Raw genomic sequence first — 14,074 nt, 5'->3', positions numbered from 1 at the left:
ATCGGCGGAACGGGCTGCCTCGTAACCTCAGTGTGGGCTGGCGGTGGGTCGGATAATCATCTCGCTGACGTCAACGTCGTCCGGCTGGCCAATGGCCCAGGCGACCGCACGGGCAATCGCTTCAGGCTCGAGCGCAACGCTGCGCCAGCTTTTCATTGCTTCGCGCGCGGTAGCGTCCGAAATAGTGTCCGCCAGCTCCGACGTCACCACGCCGGGCGAAATTACCGTCACGCGCAGTTTATCCGTTTCCTGCCGCAGCCCATCTGAAATGGCCCGCACGGCAAACTTCGTGGCGCAATAGACCGCTGCCGTGGGTGAAACCGACAGCCCGCCGATGGACGAAATATTAATAATGTGACCGTGCTGCTGCGCCTCCATCAGCGGCTGAGCCGCAGCGATACCGTGGAGCACGCCGCGAATATTCACGTCGATCATGCGGTTCCACTCATCAACCTTGCGCGATGAGAGCGGCGAGAGCGGCATGACGCCCGCATTATTCACTATCACATCCAGCCCGCCGAAACGCTGCTTCGCCTCGGCAACGAAATCCTCCATGCTGGCGAGGGTAGTCACGTCCAGCGCCTTATAAAAGGCGTGGCCGCCCGCTTCACGAATTGCGTCGACCAGTTTTTCCAGCCGATCGGTGCGTCGCGCACCAACCAGTACGCGCGCGCCGCTGGCGGCCAACACGCGTGCCGTGGCTTCGCCGATGCCGCTGCTGGCGCCGGTGATAGCAACAATTTTACCGTTGAGTTCAGACACAGGACTCTCCTTACAGATAAACGTCGACGGCCTCTCCGTCGACGGCATCAAGCGTAAAGAAGAATCCGGATGCTGCGAATATCCGGGACTCTTAAGGCCTTGCCTGTTTCTCTTTAAATCACCTCAGACGCGACGATCTATTGAAGGCGTAATCCTTTCTGCGCCTCCGGCGCGAAAAGTCGCTGTTTTCGCGCAGTGATTCAATCACTTTCATCATGCTGAAACATAAGGCGAGGTAAACTACCGCACGCTGAGCCTGAAGAGGTTTTATAACGTATGTCGGCAAGAATAACGATTGCTTGCAATATCTACGCGCGTAGATACAATGTCGACGTTGTAAAATTCACGGTGCTTGACGTTTGTCAGCTCGCTAAGATCATCGTTGCCTCACGTTATAGAGTCGATTGGTTAATGAAAACCAACAGATGTGAAGGCAATAGCCGGATTCCAACACCAGGGAATTTGATATTGATCTTTAGTTTGGCTTAGCAAAATAACGTCCTCACTGGCGAAGCACTATCCTGATAAAGGACTGGCCAGGGAAGGCAAATAAAAACCTCTCATACCATGGAATTTTCATGTCCACACAACACGAGCTTCAGCAACGTTCGGCGGCAGATGAACGTCTGAATACCCCGGAAGGGCGCAAGGATTTCTGGCAGGCAACGCTCTCCTGCTGGCTGGGAACGGCAATGGAGTATGCGGACTTCGCGCTCTATGGTCTGGCGGCCGGCATCATTTTTGGCGACGTTTTCTTTCCTGAAGCCACCCCGGCGATGGCGCTCCTCTCAAGCTTTGCTACCTGGTCCGTCGGTTTTATCGCGCGGCCGATTGGCGCGCTTTTCTTTGGCTGGCTCGGCGATCGTAGAGGGCGTCGGGTAGTGATGTTCTCCACCATCATCCTGATGGGCGCCTCCACCACGTTAATCGGTCTGATCCCTGGCTATGCCTCTATCGGCGTATGGGCGCCTGCCTGTCTGGTGCTGCTGCGCTTTAGCCAGGGGTTTGGCGCCGGGGCAGAATTGTCCGGCGGCACGGTTACGCTGGGCGAATACGCACCGGCAAACAAGCGCGGTCTGGTTTCCTCCATTATCGCGCTGGGATCGAACAGCGGTACGCTCATTGCTTCGCTGGTCTGGCTGGCGGTGGTGCAGATGGAGCCGCAGTCGTTGCAGGAGTGGGGTTGGCGCATTCCTTTCCTTTGTAGCTCACTGATTGCGCTGGCGGCGCTGTGGATCCGTCGTCATCTGAAAGAGACGCCGGTATTTGAGCGTAAAAAAGCGGAAATGGAGGCCCAGCGCCATCAGCAGGCGCTCGCGCAGCCTCGCGACACTCGCAGTTTCTGGCAGCGTAGCCGCTCGTTTCTGGTGATGGTTGGCCTGCGTATCGGCGAAAACGGCCCCTCCTACCTGGCGCAGGGTTTTATCATTGGCTACGTGGTGAAGGTGCTGGCGGTGGATAAATCCGTTGCCACCACGGCGGTATTTATTGCTTCGCTGCTGGGCTTCCTGATCATTCCGTTTGCCGGCTGGCTGTCCGACCGCTTTGGTCGCCGCGTAACCTATCGTGGCTTCTGCCTGCTGCTGATGATCTATGCGTTTCCGGCGTTTATGCTGCTCGATTCACGTGAGCCGGTTATTGTGATTTCAACCATTGTTGTCGGCATGGGGCTGGCCTCGCTGGGTATTTTTGGCGTGCAGGCCGCGTGGGGCGTGGAGCTGTTCGGCGTCAACCACCGCTATACTAAAATGGCGACGGCGAAAGAGGTGGGATCGATCCTTTCCGGTGGAACGGCACCGCTGGTCGCGGCCGGGCTGCTCTCCTGGACCGGGCACTGGTGGGCGATTGCCGCCTACTTTGCCATTATGGCGGCGATCGGTTTTCTGACAACCTTTGTCGCGCCGGAAACGCGCGGGCGCGATCTTAACGCGCCGGAAGATGCTATCTGACGATGAACAGATGCGGTTCGCGGTTCGGTCATTGACATTCACAGGGCGACGTTTGATAAAAAATACGCTTAACCGCACCACGCGGGCTGATGTGGCCCGCGAAGCAGGCACCTCCGTAGCGGTGGTCAGCTATGTCATCAATAACGGGCCGCGACCGGTGGCGGACGCCACGCGTCATCGCGTGCTGGAAGCAATCAAAAAAACCGGCTATCGGCCAAACAGTCTGGCGCGCGCGCTGGCTTCCGGCACCACCAAAACCTACGGGCTGGTGGTGCCGAATATCGCCAATGCGTTTATTGCTTCTTTTGCCCATGCGCTTCAGCAGGAAGCGCTACGCAACGGGATGGTGATGCTGCTGGGCGATGCCGGCGACAGCCGTCAGCGCGAGCTGGAACTGATAAATAATCTGCTCAGCCAACAGGTTGACGGCCTGTTTTACAACAGCGTTGACCGCCATCCCTATATTGATGTGATCCAGGCCAGCGGTACGCCGCTGGTGATGTTGGATCGCGTCGAACCCGACCTTAACGTCAATATCCTGCGCGTGGATGAACAGGAAGCCGCGCGTCAGGTCACCGCCCATCTGCTCAGCCACGGCTATGAAGACGTGGGCATCATCTGTGGTCCGATCGAGATGTTCAACACGCAGGATCGCCTTTCCGGCTGGCGTCAGGCGCTGGCGGAAGCAGGCGTCACGGAGCATCCGGAGTGGATTTTTCCGGCGAGCTACACGCGGGAAGGCGGCTACTTCGCGGCGAAACAGATGCTGAAGGGCGAACGCCTGCCGCGCGCGTTGTTTGCCTCCAATGAAACCCAGGCCATCGGCTGCATCCGCGCGCTGGCCGAGCACAATATCACCGTTCCGGCGCAGATCGCGCTGGTCTGTTTTAACGGCACCGAACAGTCGGCGTTTCACGTTCCTTCGCTGACCACCGTGCGGCAGCCGGTCAGCGAGATGGCAAAAAAAGCGCTGGCGATGCTCGCCGCGCCGAAGAATGAGGCACAGCTGTGTGAGTTTTCACATCAGTTGGAAATAGGCGAGTCGTGCGGCTGTCGGGCAGGAAAGATCGGAAAGAATGAAACGTATCATTATTGATTGCGATCCCGGAAACGGCATCGCCGGGGCCAACGTGGACGACGGGCTGGCCCTCGCGGTGGCGCTGGGTTCGCCAGGCATTGCGCTGGAACTGATTACCATTGTGGCGGGCAACACGCCCGCAGAGGTCGGTTTCAACGTGGCGAAGGATTTGATCGACAGGCTGGGCCTCGCGGTGCCGGTGTTGAAGGGCGCCGGGCAGGCGCTGGTTGAACCGCATGGCCCCTGGCGCGAAGCGCTGGATAACCGCGTCCATAGCAGCGGCCTGAGCCATCTGTGGAACGGCGTCCGCCAGCCGCAGCGCTTTACGGCACCGGCGAAGACGGCGGCCGACGCCATTGGCGAACGTATCTGCGCCAGTCCGGGCGAGATTACGCTGGTGGCGCTCGGCCCGTTGACCAACGTGGCGCTGGCGCTGGAACGCTATCCGGCTATGGCCGAGGCGGTGCAGGAGATTGCGATCATGGGCGGCGTATTCGCGCTTGATGACTTCATCAAAGACACCAACTTTGGGCTGGATCCTGAAGCGGCGAAGGCAGTGCTGAACAGCGGCGCGAATATCACGCTGGTGCCGATGGATGTCACCACGCAAACGCTGTTGACCCATGCGGATCTGGATCGTATCGCCAGCCTGGAGACGCCGCTCTCCCGCTACGTGGTGGAAACGCTGCGTCCGTGGCTGGACTACTCAATTCACACGCGTCGTTTGTCAGGCTGCTGGATCCACGACGCGCTGGTTGTTGCCTGGCTGATGAATCAGCAGATTGCGACGGCGGCGGACTACTTTGTGGATGTGGAGATCCGCCCCGGCCAGACGCGCGGGAAGTCATGGCGTTATCGTCCGCCGCTGCGGGTGAACATCGGCATTGAGGCACCTGCGGGCGGCCCGATCCACGTGTTGAAAACGGTGGATAACGCGCGGCTGCTCTCGCTGATTGAGTACGCGCTGGCGGGATGAAAGGCACAGCCGCCGCGTCCCTGCGGCGGCGGGTTTACCGGCTGACGCTTACCGCTCGCCGCCAGCGGACGGCATCAATTATCAGCAGAACGACCAGGCTGGCGCCCATCACCGGCAGGCAAAGAGCCAGCGCCAGCGTAAAAGTCATTACCACAAGGCGCGCGCCGAATGAAAGCCGTCGCCAGCAGTGACGCAGGGTATCGGCCGGATGCACGCCCGCCGCCGGACGCCGCTGCCACCACAGGCGATAACCCAGCACGATCGTTACGCACAGCCCCAGCCCGAAGACCGCCAGCATCAGCTGGTTAGGCAGGCCGAACAGCACGCCCATATGCGCATCCACGCCCCAGCGTGTCAGCTTCGCCAGCAGGCCGAACTGCGCGAATTCAACCTTATCCACCACCACAAAGGTCTGCGGATCGACCGCCGCGCTGTCAACCTGCGTCGGCCAGCGCCTGTCCACCTCGCTCACCGTCCACGCTTTGTTTGCCGCCTGCGTCGGGCGCACCTCAATTTTTCCGGCGTCAATACCTGCCGCCCGCGCGGCGGCAACCACCCGATCAAACTGCATCGGCGAGATAGTGACGGCAGCGCTTTCGGTCATCTCTGCCATAGTATGCCCGGCGTGTTCGTCGGTGTGCATCTCATCAGCGTCCGCCTGCGGCAGCAGACGGGGGTTCACCGCCGGCGTCGTCCAGCCGAAGTGCGTCCGCATCAGAGCAATGTTATCGCCTGCCCAGCGTGACCAGGTGAGACCGGTGGCGGAGAAAAACAGCAGCCCCAGCAGCAGTCCCAGCCCCAGCGTGCCGTGCCAGTAACGATAGCGCTGCCGACCGTGAGCGCGTGAGGAGGTACGCTGCGTCGCCCACAGCAACAGCCCGCCGAGCGCGGCGATCCACAGCCAGCTGGCGGCCAGCTCGCTGTAGTTGCGGCCAATGTCGCCCAGCAGCAGATTACGATGCAGGTAATCCAGCCAGGTACGCAGCGGTAACACGCCGCTGGTGCCATACACCGGCTCCACGCCGTGCGACGCCAGGGTGACCGGATCGATAAACACCGCCGTGCTCTCTGACGGACCGGAGGTTGCGGTCGTGAACATCACGCGCGTGGTGTCACCCGGCGCGGGCGACGGCCTTACCGCCGCAATCACTGGCGCATCGCCCCTCATCTGCTGCGCGGCAATAACCTGTGCGGCCTGAATCTGTGCTGAGAGCGGCTGTGCCGCACCGCGCGATGAGGTGTAGAGCTGGTCGGCATAGAGAAGGTTTTCAAGCTGCGGCGTCAGCACATAGAGCGTGCCGGTCAGGGCTGCGATAAAAATAAACGGGGCGATGAATACCCCAATATAGAAGTGCAGGCGTTTGAGCAGCGGCAGCATTGCGCTGCGGCTTTTTTCGGCATGCGCGGGCGCCGCCAGCGTTTTTTCTGACATGGTTTTTTCCTCCGCCTGTCGCCAGGCATAAGCAGGATGCCCGCCGTGGCAACGGCGGGGGAACAGAGACGATTAAAAAGCGGTAAATCGCTCTGTTGGCGGCGCTCGCGGATGGAAAAAGTGGGCGACGAGACGCGGGATGGCGATCTGAAAACGCGGCGGTACGGGCTGACGTGCCGCCTGAAGCGCTGACCAGAGCGGAGGAAGCGAGGTGAGGTCGAGCGGCAAATGGGCCAGCAACACACAATAGCCGCAGGCGCTGTCATCCATCATCGATAATGGATGCTCCATCATCATTCGCGCGTGTTCGGCGGGCGACATTGTTGGCATCTCGTGCATGTCGTCATCCATCATCATGCCTGAATGAGAGGCAGACGAAAGGGCCAGCGATTTGGAGATCGCAGGCGCAATGAACAGCAGCAAAATGGCGCACAGGCCGAGCCACGCAGCAAAGCGACCCGGTGACTGATGCATTTTTATCAGCGACAAGCCGTGCGGTTCCCGTCAGTCAGTTAGCCCGGCGAGTGTAACAGAAAAAAATAGTGCTGGCCGGAGGGAATAAACCCGCGGCTGGTTCGTTCTGTTTGTTCTTATCTCACCGTGAGCAATGATAATGACTTCATCCACCGCAACATCTTCCCGTCTGATCCGCCTGGCGCTGGTCGGCGGCATTCCACTGCTGCTGGCGCTGCTGTTCTTGTGGGCGGGCGGCTGGCTCACGCCGCAGCGGCTGTCGGCTGATAAGTTGGTTGATACGCTCCAGGCAGCACCCGGCGCGCAATCGGGCTTTCGCCGTAATCATGCCAAAGGGCTGTGCGTGATCGGCGAATTTACCTCAAGCGGCCGCGCAGGTGCGCTTTCCCGTGCCGCGCTCTTTGGCGAAGGAACAACGCCGGTGACTGGTCGCTTCGCCATTGCGGGCGGCAATCCCCATGCGCCGGATTACGCCGTGCCGGTACGCAGCCTGGCGCTGGAATTTACCTCGCCTTCCGGCCAGCAGTGGCGAACGGGCATGAACGCGATGCCGTTTTTCCCCGTCGCCACGGTGCAGGGTTTTTACGATCAGCTGCTGGCGTCGAAACCCGATCCCGCCACCGGCAAGCCCGATCCAAAAAAGATGCAGGCCTTTCTGACCGCGCACCCTGAAGCAAAGCCTTTTCTGGCCTGGGCGAAACAGGCCGGGCTTTCGGCCAGTTGGGCGGTCGATCGCTATAACAGTATCAATGCCTTCCGCTTTATCGACAAAGCGGGACAAAGCCATCTGGTGCGCTGGAGTATGGTGCCGCATCAGCGCTGGCAGCCCATCGCCGCCGAACAGAAAGTGGATAAAGACTTTCTCCAGCGTGACTTAACCCGTCGTCTGGCAGAGGGGCCGCTGGCGTGGGATCTGATTATCACCCTCGCCGGGAAAGGCGACCGGGGCGATGATGCCAGCAAAGCCTGGCCTGCCGACAGGCAGACGGTGAACGCAGGCACGCTGGTGCTGCGTCGCGCCGTGCCGCAGGAGGGCGGCCCCTGCAATAATATTAATTACGATCCGCTGATTTTGCCGGACGGCATCGCCGCCTCGGACGATCCGCTGCTTAACGCGCGCTCGTCAGCCTATGCGAAATCCTACAATCGCCGTACCCATGAAGAAGCGCGCGGCGCTGCGGGAGAAGGTTTATGAAACAGGTGACGCATTTCCATCCGGCGCTGCGTGCGCTGCACTGGCTGATGGCTGCGGCTATTATCGCAATGCTGTTTATTGGGGTGGCCATGGTCTCTACCGTTTCGTCGTTGCACGCGCTGCTGGTGGCGATCCATAAACCGCTTGGCGTGGCGATCCTGCTGCTGGTGGTGGTTCGTCTGTGGCTGCGTTTTACCACGCCAACGCCGCCGCTTCCGGCCTCGCTCCCGCCGTTGCAAAAAATGATGGCGCGCCTTTCGCACGCGCTGCTGTATACGCTGATGCTGGCGCAGCCGCTGATTGGCTGGGCAATGTTGTCGGCGGCGGGCTATCCTGTCAGCCTGGGGCCGGATTTTCTGTTACCGGCCATCGCGCCGATCAATAATACGCTCTATGCACTGCTGCGCCCGCTGCACACCTGGGTCGCGCTGCTGCTGTTCGCTACGGTGATGCTTCACCTGGCCGCAGCGCTGCTGCATGGGTTGCTTCTGCGCGATGGCGTATTCAGCAGCATGGCCGGATTCAAACGTCGGAGGTAAAAACGATGCCGCCGTTATCGGATGAGCAGATACGTGAGGTGTTGCCCCATTTGCAGCGTTTTGCCCTCTGGCTGACGCGCAACCCGCCCCAGGCGGAAGATCTGGTGCAGTCCTGCCTGACAAAAGCGCTGAGTAGCCGACGCGGCGGGCAGGCGCCGCAGAGTCTGCGCGCATGGCTGTTCGCCATTCTGTATCGGCAGTTTATTGACGGTGAACGGCGGCGAAAGCGTTATCAGCGCATCCTTTGTTTTTTTACCGGCGACGAGGCGACCGCACCCTCTGCGGAAGCGCTGGCGATCACTGACGATACCCTGGCGCAGTTTGCGCAGCTCGCGCCTGAATCGCGTGCGCTGCTGCTGATGGTCAGCGTGGAGGGCATGAGCTATCAGGAGGTGGCGGTCGCGCTGAATATTCCCGTTGGCACGGTTATGTCGCGCCTGTCACGCGCGCGTAAACAGTTACATCAACATCTGGAAGGACACGCGCCCTCTGTCGCGCTGAGGAGACTGAAATGAAGCGTCAGCAACCTGATGAGGCTGAGCTGCACGCCTGGCTGGACGGTCAGGCGGATGCAGACACGACGCAGCGCGTGGTGCGCTGGCTGGCGGAGCATCCGGCCACTGCCGCCGAGCTGGAAGGATGGCGACAGGACGCGCGGCAGCTTCGGCTGGCGATACACCAGCATCAACCCACGCTGGAAACACCGCCGCCTGCGCTGTTTCGCCAGCGTCTTCGCCGGCAGCGACAGTGGAAAATGGCGACCGCCTTCGCACTGGTATTGACGCTCAGTCTGGGCGGCTGGTCGGGCTGGCAGCTTAAGGATGCGCAGCTTGCCGGGCGTCATCTGCCGATGGAGGATGCAGTGCAGGCGTTCAGGATTTTTGGACGCGATGGCGGTGCCAGCCTTGACGTCACCGCCGGGCAGGGCGGCGAGCTGGCCGCCTGGGTCAGACGCTATTTTATCAATGGCTCGCTGCCGCCCAATCTTGAGCAGTTTGGCTTCAGGCTGTTAGGCGCGCGACTGACGGCAACCAATAACGGCCCGGCGGCGCTGGTGATGTATCAGGATCCGCAGGGCATGCGCGTGGCGTGGTATATCCGGCCGATCCAGCCGGTCAGACTGCCGCACGGCGAGCGCAGGGCAAGCGATTTGATGGCGCAGTACTGGAGCGATAATCACTATAACTATGCGCTGGTCACGCCAGCCGCATCGGAAAAGGCGAACGGCCTGCGTAACGTTTTCAGGCAGACAACCAGTTAGGTGTCAGAGGGCAGGCCCGTCATTCAGACGGGCTTCAGCGTACAGTTGCCGCAGCGCTGTACCGCTGGCAGGCGATAGCGCTGGCAGCAGGTGCGGCGTTGCATTTCACCGTCGCGCGGCAGCATAGTGCGATAGAAGGGATTGTCCGAACCGTCGAGCAGCGTTTTGGAGAAGAACATGGCATGCTCCAGCTCGGCGTGCAGGCTTTCGCCCAGCAGCGGCGCAAGTTCACCCAGGAACCACCAGACGGAGAAGCCGGTGTTGCTCCAGATGAGCTTGCCGTTGATGTCGCCGTGCCGTTCAATGCCCTGAACCACCGGGATCAGATGGCGCTGGATCAGGCGATCCATCCGGCGGCGCGGGTTGAGAAAGCGCGCCTCCTCATCCTCCCGCACGTCAAGCCAGAAGGTTTCCGGACGGCCCGTTTCATGAAAGGCAACGTGGCAGTGCTCCGGCGCGCAGTCGAGCGCGCGCGATTCAAGCAGCAACGCCATCATCATCGGCGGCAGGATCAGCCCAAAATACCACTGTGCCCACAGTGATTGCAGCGGCTTATTCTCACGGGTGTCTTCGGCGTGACCCCGATAGATAAAGTCGCCGTAAAGCGCGTTAAGGCGGGTAAAGTTTTCCGTTTCTGACCAGCGCGCCAGCGTCATGCAGCGCGGCGGTGCTTCTTCGCCCAGTTTGACCGTTTCCAGAAAATAGTCCCGATGCTCGCTGAACAGCGCGCGCAGCGATGCCGCCAGCGGACGATCGCTCTGCAAAAAAATCAGCGGGTGCGCGCCGTAATCTGCAACCTGATGGACAATCATGGACATAGTGGATCCAGAATCGAAGTATAAAAACAAATGATAATCGTTCTTGATTGTATCTGAGGTCGGCGCGCCGCACAAGCCTTCTGAGGCTTTCGTCAGTAGAAACGGGTAAGGCCAGTGATAAATAAAATGTTAAACAGATCACATTTTTTATTTACCGCAAATGTGCAGAAAAAAACATATTATGTGCATAACTATGCTGATGGTAATTGTCGTAATGTAAAAAATATAAATGCTATTCGAGGTTATTCGAATAAGTAAGCGGAGGCTTATTTAAATATAAAGAAATTCTTATTGGCTAATCGTATTCGTAAAATAATTCTCTGTAAAAACAGAGCGAGACGCGGCATGTCCGTTTGTAATTTGAATTAAAAAGACGTATTACCTGACAATATTACTCAGGTAATACGTCAGGCGTTAACGCGCACTCGCAGAAGTAAGCTGGCCGGCAATATCTTCATAGGGGACAATGGTATTTCTTCCGCAGCTCTTGGCAAGATAGAGCGCGCGATCGGCATTGACCAGCGCGCTGTCGAAATCATCATTGATCAGCGGCGCAAACCCGGCGCTGATGGTGACATGCGTGGCCACGCTCTCGTTAAAACGATGAGGGATCGCCAGATTAAGCACGTAGAGGCGAATGCGATCTGCCAGCTTCATGGCAATGGAGGCGTTAACGTTAGTCAGCAGCACCAGGAATTCCTCGCCGCCGTAGCGGGTGACAATATCGCGCGAACGCACCGCATCGCGGATGGCGACCGACACGCGGGCCAGCGCCTGATCGCCCATCGCATGCCCATAGTTGTCGTTATAGGCCTTGAAGTTGTCGATATCGATCAACAACACAAAATGGCTGCCAGAATGGTTGGCCAGCGTGTTATCCAGACGGTTCTTCAGGCCACGGCGATTATAAAGACCGGTAAGCGGATCGAGCATGCTCAGGTCGCTGTAGGTCTGCTTCTCTTCATAGAGCTGGCGCATCAGGCGGCGGGTAAAGTGGTCGCGTCGCCGCTGCATCATGTGGTGCAGGGTCAGACCGGTCAGCGGCAGCGCGATGCTGAAGAGGATCAGTAGCGTATTGTGGCCCTGATCCAGCAGCAGCACGGCCGCGGACGGCGGCGCAATATGCAGGCAAAACGCGGAAAGGTAATCGCCCAGTGCGATAGCGCCAATAAAGAAAATGCCCACCAGGCTGACAATAAGAAAGCTGTCGCCGAAATAAGATTCCGGGTGCTTCAGGGCTATTTGCCAGGTCCACAGCAGTCCGCTAATAGATGCCACAACATTTAATATCGGCAATTTGACCGAACGCTTTAAAAGCATCCAAAGCAATATAATTATGCCAAGAGAAGCAATGATAATCTCAGGGGTCGTCAACAACTGATGTATATTTTTTTTGGTGCTGAACATAAAAAAGAGTGACGTTGCTGAGTTAAGAAAAAGGAATAGCATCAGCGACAGCCTGTGCTTGCTGTTAAGCAATTCATCGTAGCTTTGTAATTTCATTTTGTTCTACTCGCAACTGCTATAAATTGCGCCGGGCGGGAATGAAATACGCCAGGTCATTTCGTGTGAATAATTTAAGGCTGTTATTATATGGTTTTTTATTTAATCGTTTTTAATCTATCACGCCGCCACAAAACTGTCATCCGCTGGCACGCAGTTTCAGATAATGGCGTTGAAATTCTGCTGCAATATGATAAAAGTTCTTATATGATAGTGGGAATCATTATCATTTAAACTGTGGGGTTACCAGGCTGCTGCCTCAACAGAGTGCGGCATCTGAGCCAGAGGGAACAAACATGATATCAGGTAAAAGACTCGACAGCGCCTGGGGTATCGTATTGCCTTGCGCGCTGGTCATGCTGATGGATCTCACCTTTCGCGAGTGGCGGATGGTTATCGCTGTTGCGCTGCTGGCGACCGTGGTGATGCTTTATCATAAACGATTGCGTCACTACCTGCTGCTGCCGTCCTGTCTGGCGCTCGCTGGCGGCGCGGCGGCAATATCGATGAATTTTACTGCGTTTTGAAAAGTGTGAAGATAACAGGGAACGGGCAGGAAGAGCGAAAGGGAGATTCAACGTGGTGCGAAGAGAGGGACTTGAACCCTCACGTCCGTTAAGACACTAACACCTGAAGCTAGCGCGTCTACCAATTCCGCCACCTTCGCATCTTTGTTGAATTTTTTGCTTATCTCACTGCGTTGGTGCGAAGAGAGGGACTTGAACCCTCACGTCCGTTAAGACACTAACACCTGAAGCTAGCGCGTCTACCAATTCCGCCACCTTCGCGCATACACAGCGATTTTTTGAACAACGTGGTTTGGTGCGAAGAGAGGGACTTGAACCCTCACGTCCGTTAAGACACTAACACCTGAAGCTAGCGCGTCTACCAATTCCGCCACCTTCGCCTACCTGCAATACAGCTATTCTGTATTGTTACCACGGAGGCGCATTCTAGAGGTTTTACGCAACAGGTCAATAATTATTTAGTGTCTCTGCGGCGATCGCTGCAAAAAGCAACATCCTTCGCCGCGCCTTTGTCACCGGGCTCAGCGTGCGCTTTTACCGCTGCGCGTCAGTACCGCGCGATACACTTTAAAGCGGCCATTTTGCGTTAACACTTCATGGTTGCCGAAGGTTTCATCCAGCACCTGCGGATAGGGAAGAAAGGCGTTCGCCACGAGACGCAGTTCACCACCGATATTCAGATGCTTCGCCGCGCCGCGGATCAGCATCTGCGCCGCCTCCAGGCTGGTTTGCATGCCGTCGTGAAACGGCGGGTTGGAGATGATCATATCGAAACGGCCGTTAACCTCGGAGTAGACGTTGCTGGCAAAAACCTCTCCCTCAAGCTGATTGGCCGCGAGGGTTGCCCGGCTGGCCTCAACCGCAGCGGCGCTGACGTCGGTCAGGGTCAACCGCACTTTTGGCGAGAAGCTGGCCAGCATCGCCGAGAGCACGCCCGCGCCGCAGCCGACATCCAGCACTTTGCCCCTGGTATGCGGCTTCAGCGTGGAGAGCAGCAGATTACTGCCCGCATCCAGCCCGTCACGGCTGAACACGCCCGGCAGCGTTTTAATGGTCAGCGCGCCCAGCGGATAGGCATCCCACCACGCCTCTGCGTCAAAGCCCGGTCGCGTAACAAGCTGTCCATGATAAAGTCCGCAGCGACGCGCACTGTCAATTTTATTCAGCGTTACCCAGGGCTCAACCATCTGCTCTGCGCTGCGGACGCCGCTGCGGTTTTCACCCACCACAAACAGCTCACTGCCCACCGGCATCAGCGACAGCAGGTTTTCCAGTTGAAACTGCGCTTCGGGTTTGTTCTTAGGCCAGAAGTAGATCAGCGTATCGCAATCAGCAACCATGTCAGCCGTTGCGGTCAGTCCGAAACAGGCATTTTCTCCCAGCGTGCGGCTCAGGATCTGCCAGTGATGGTACTGCTGGGTGTGCACCCGGCTCAGCGCGGTTTCCAGCCGGGCGGGCAGATCATCCTGCATGTCGCCAGCGAACAGAATGCGGCGTTGTGTAAATTCATCACTGTGGCGCAGTATCACTTCGCTGGCCGGGGTAAAAGCAGACATGGGT

14 protein-coding genes and 3 tRNA genes are annotated in these 14,074 nt (G+C 58.3%); 8 read left to right on the top strand and 9 right to left on the bottom strand.

Annotation, left to right across the window (positions count from 1 at the left end; translation table 11 throughout):
• Positions 1 to 27 precede the first annotated feature (27 nt).
• Entirely contained in the window at positions 28 to 762 is a 735-nt protein-coding gene (locus tag GS12_RS20220) for an SDR family oxidoreductase (protein WP_034950251.1), read from the bottom strand.
• Positions 763 to 1,340: 578 nt separating this feature from the next.
• Here GS12_RS20220 and GS12_RS20215 point away from each other — a divergent pair.
• The 3 genes from GS12_RS20215 to GS12_RS20205 are packed head-to-tail and all read left to right on the top strand — an operon-like array spanning position 1,341 to position 4,765.
• On the top strand, positions 1,341 to 2,711 hold the full coding sequence (locus GS12_RS20215) for an MFS transporter (RefSeq protein ID WP_034950248.1): 1,371 nt from the start codon (positions 1,341 to 1,343) through the stop codon (positions 2,709 to 2,711).
• 52 nt (positions 2,712 to 2,763) lie between these two features.
• Complete coding sequence (locus tag GS12_RS20210; RefSeq protein WP_034912003.1) at positions 2,764 to 3,807, top strand: LacI family DNA-binding transcriptional regulator; 1,044 nt, start codon at positions 2,764 to 2,766, stop codon at positions 3,805 to 3,807.
• Positions 3,788 to 4,765 (top strand): nucleoside hydrolase, encoded by a 978-nt coding sequence (locus GS12_RS20205; protein ID WP_034950246.1) that lies wholly within the window; start codon positions 3,788 to 3,790, stop codon positions 4,763 to 4,765. The genes GS12_RS20210 and GS12_RS20205 overlap by 20 nt, the downstream gene beginning before the upstream one ends.
• A gap of 34 nt (positions 4,766 to 4,799) precedes the next feature.
• Here the strand turns inward: GS12_RS20205 and GS12_RS20200 are convergent, their stop codons facing one another.
• Both GS12_RS20200 and GS12_RS20195 read right to left on the bottom strand, forming a co-directional pair.
• Complete coding sequence (locus GS12_RS20200) at positions 4,800 to 6,197, bottom strand: PepSY-associated TM helix domain-containing protein (protein WP_034950244.1); 1,398 nt, start codon at positions 6,195 to 6,197, stop codon at positions 4,800 to 4,802.
• Between the two features lie 72 nt (positions 6,198 to 6,269).
• On the bottom strand, positions 6,270 to 6,686 hold the full coding sequence (locus GS12_RS20195; protein WP_235421270.1) for a DUF2946 domain-containing protein: 417 nt from the start codon (positions 6,684 to 6,686) through the stop codon (positions 6,270 to 6,272).
• A 124-nt stretch (positions 6,687 to 6,810) separates the two neighbouring features.
• Here GS12_RS20195 and GS12_RS20190 point away from each other — a divergent pair, with 124 nt between their 5' ends.
• Genes GS12_RS20190 through GS12_RS20175 form a run of 4 tightly spaced genes read left to right on the top strand, consistent with a single transcriptional unit; the run spans position 6,811 to position 9,666 of the window.
• A complete protein-coding gene (locus GS12_RS20190) occupies positions 6,811 to 7,866 on the top strand; it encodes a catalase family peroxidase (RefSeq protein WP_034950242.1) in 1,056 nt (351 codons plus the stop codon).
• Positions 7,863 to 8,405 (top strand): cytochrome b, encoded by a 543-nt coding sequence (locus tag GS12_RS20185; RefSeq protein WP_034950239.1) that lies wholly within the window; start codon positions 7,863 to 7,865, stop codon positions 8,403 to 8,405. Before GS12_RS20190 ends, GS12_RS20185 begins: the two co-directional genes overlap by 4 nt.
• A gap of 5 nt (positions 8,406 to 8,410) precedes the next feature.
• Positions 8,411 to 8,920 carry an RNA polymerase sigma factor gene (locus GS12_RS20180; protein ID WP_034912012.1) on the top strand — a complete coding sequence of 170 codons (510 nt, stop codon included), beginning with the start codon at positions 8,411 to 8,413 and terminating at the stop codon, positions 8,918 to 8,920.
• Entirely contained in the window at positions 8,917 to 9,666 is a 750-nt protein-coding gene (locus tag GS12_RS20175; protein ID WP_034950236.1) for an anti-sigma factor family protein, read from the top strand. The genes GS12_RS20180 and GS12_RS20175 overlap by 4 nt, the downstream gene beginning before the upstream one ends.
• A 23-nt stretch (positions 9,667 to 9,689) precedes the next feature.
• Here GS12_RS20175 and fhuF read toward each other — a convergent pair whose 3' ends face one another.
• Entirely contained in the window at positions 9,690 to 10,484 is a 795-nt protein-coding gene (gene fhuF / locus GS12_RS20170) for a siderophore-iron reductase FhuF (RefSeq protein ID WP_034950232.1), read from the bottom strand.
• A gap of 414 nt (positions 10,485 to 10,898) precedes the next feature.
• The gene (locus GS12_RS20165; RefSeq protein WP_034950230.1) at positions 10,899 to 11,987 is read right to left on the bottom strand and encodes a GGDEF domain-containing protein; all 1,089 of its coding nucleotides are present in this window, start codon (positions 11,985 to 11,987) and stop codon (positions 10,899 to 10,901) included.
• A gap of 296 nt (positions 11,988 to 12,283) precedes the next feature.
• On the opposite strand from GS12_RS20165, the gene GS12_RS20160 reads away from it, so the two are divergent.
• Positions 12,284 to 12,514: a DUF1435 family protein gene (locus GS12_RS20160; RefSeq protein ID WP_052118542.1), complete on the top strand. Its 231-nt coding sequence runs from the start codon at positions 12,284 to 12,286 to the stop codon at positions 12,512 to 12,514.
• A gap of 53 nt (positions 12,515 to 12,567) precedes the next feature.
• On the opposite strand, the gene GS12_RS20155 is transcribed toward GS12_RS20160, so the two are convergent.
• From GS12_RS20155 to rsmC, 4 genes are all read right to left on the bottom strand, one after another.
• Positions 12,568 to 12,654 (bottom strand) — tRNA-Leu (locus tag GS12_RS20155).
• A gap of 34 nt (positions 12,655 to 12,688) precedes the next feature.
• Positions 12,689 to 12,775: transfer RNA gene (locus tag GS12_RS20150), tRNA-Leu, on the bottom strand.
• 32 nt (positions 12,776 to 12,807) lie between these two features.
• Positions 12,808 to 12,894, bottom strand: a tRNA-Leu gene (locus GS12_RS20145).
• 141 nt (positions 12,895 to 13,035) lie between these two features.
• Positions 13,036 to 14,070 (bottom strand): 16S rRNA (guanine(1207)-N(2))-methyltransferase RsmC, encoded by a 1,035-nt coding sequence (gene rsmC / locus GS12_RS20140; RefSeq protein WP_072016931.1) that lies wholly within the window; start codon positions 14,068 to 14,070, stop codon positions 13,036 to 13,038.
• Positions 14,071 to 14,074 lie beyond the last annotated feature (4 nt).

The sequence above is a fragment of the Erwinia oleae genome (genome assembly GCF_000770305.1).
Lineage (GTDB): Bacteria > Pseudomonadota > Gammaproteobacteria > Enterobacterales > Enterobacteriaceae > Erwinia > Erwinia oleae.
This window is presented reverse-complemented; position numbering and strand designations above follow the sequence as displayed.

Excerpts from the sequence above, each read along its gene's own strand:
- GS12_RS20215 (WP_034950248.1), top strand. The coding sequence starts at position 1,341 with ATGTCCACACAACACGAGCTTCAGCAACGTTCGGCGGCAGATGAACGT.
- GS12_RS20165 (WP_034950230.1), bottom strand. The coding sequence starts at position 11,987 with ATGAAATTACAAAGCTACGATGAATTGCTTAACAGCAAGCACAGGCTG.
- GS12_RS20160 (WP_052118542.1), top strand. The coding sequence starts at position 12,284 with ATGATATCAGGTAAAAGACTCGACAGCGCCTGGGGTATCGTATTGCCT.
- GS12_RS20190 (WP_034950242.1), top strand. The coding sequence starts at position 6,811 with ATGACTTCATCCACCGCAACATCTTCCCGTCTGATCCGCCTGGCGCTG.
- GS12_RS20175 (WP_034950236.1), top strand. The coding sequence starts at position 8,917 with ATGAAGCGTCAGCAACCTGATGAGGCTGAGCTGCACGCCTGGCTGGAC.
- GS12_RS20200 (WP_034950244.1), bottom strand. The coding sequence starts at position 6,197 with ATGTCAGAAAAAACGCTGGCGGCGCCCGCGCATGCCGAAAAAAGCCGC.
- fhuF (WP_034950232.1), bottom strand. The coding sequence starts at position 10,484 with ATGTCCATGATTGTCCATCAGGTTGCAGATTACGGCGCGCACCCGCTG.
- GS12_RS20205 (WP_034950246.1), top strand. The coding sequence starts at position 3,788 with ATGAAACGTATCATTATTGATTGCGATCCCGGAAACGGCATCGCCGGG.
- GS12_RS20185 (WP_034950239.1), top strand. The coding sequence starts at position 7,863 with ATGAAACAGGTGACGCATTTCCATCCGGCGCTGCGTGCGCTGCACTGG.
- GS12_RS20180 (WP_034912012.1), top strand. The coding sequence starts at position 8,411 with ATGCCGCCGTTATCGGATGAGCAGATACGTGAGGTGTTGCCCCATTTG.
- rsmC (WP_072016931.1), bottom strand. The coding sequence starts at position 14,070 with ATGTCTGCTTTTACCCCGGCCAGCGAAGTGATACTGCGCCACAGTGAT.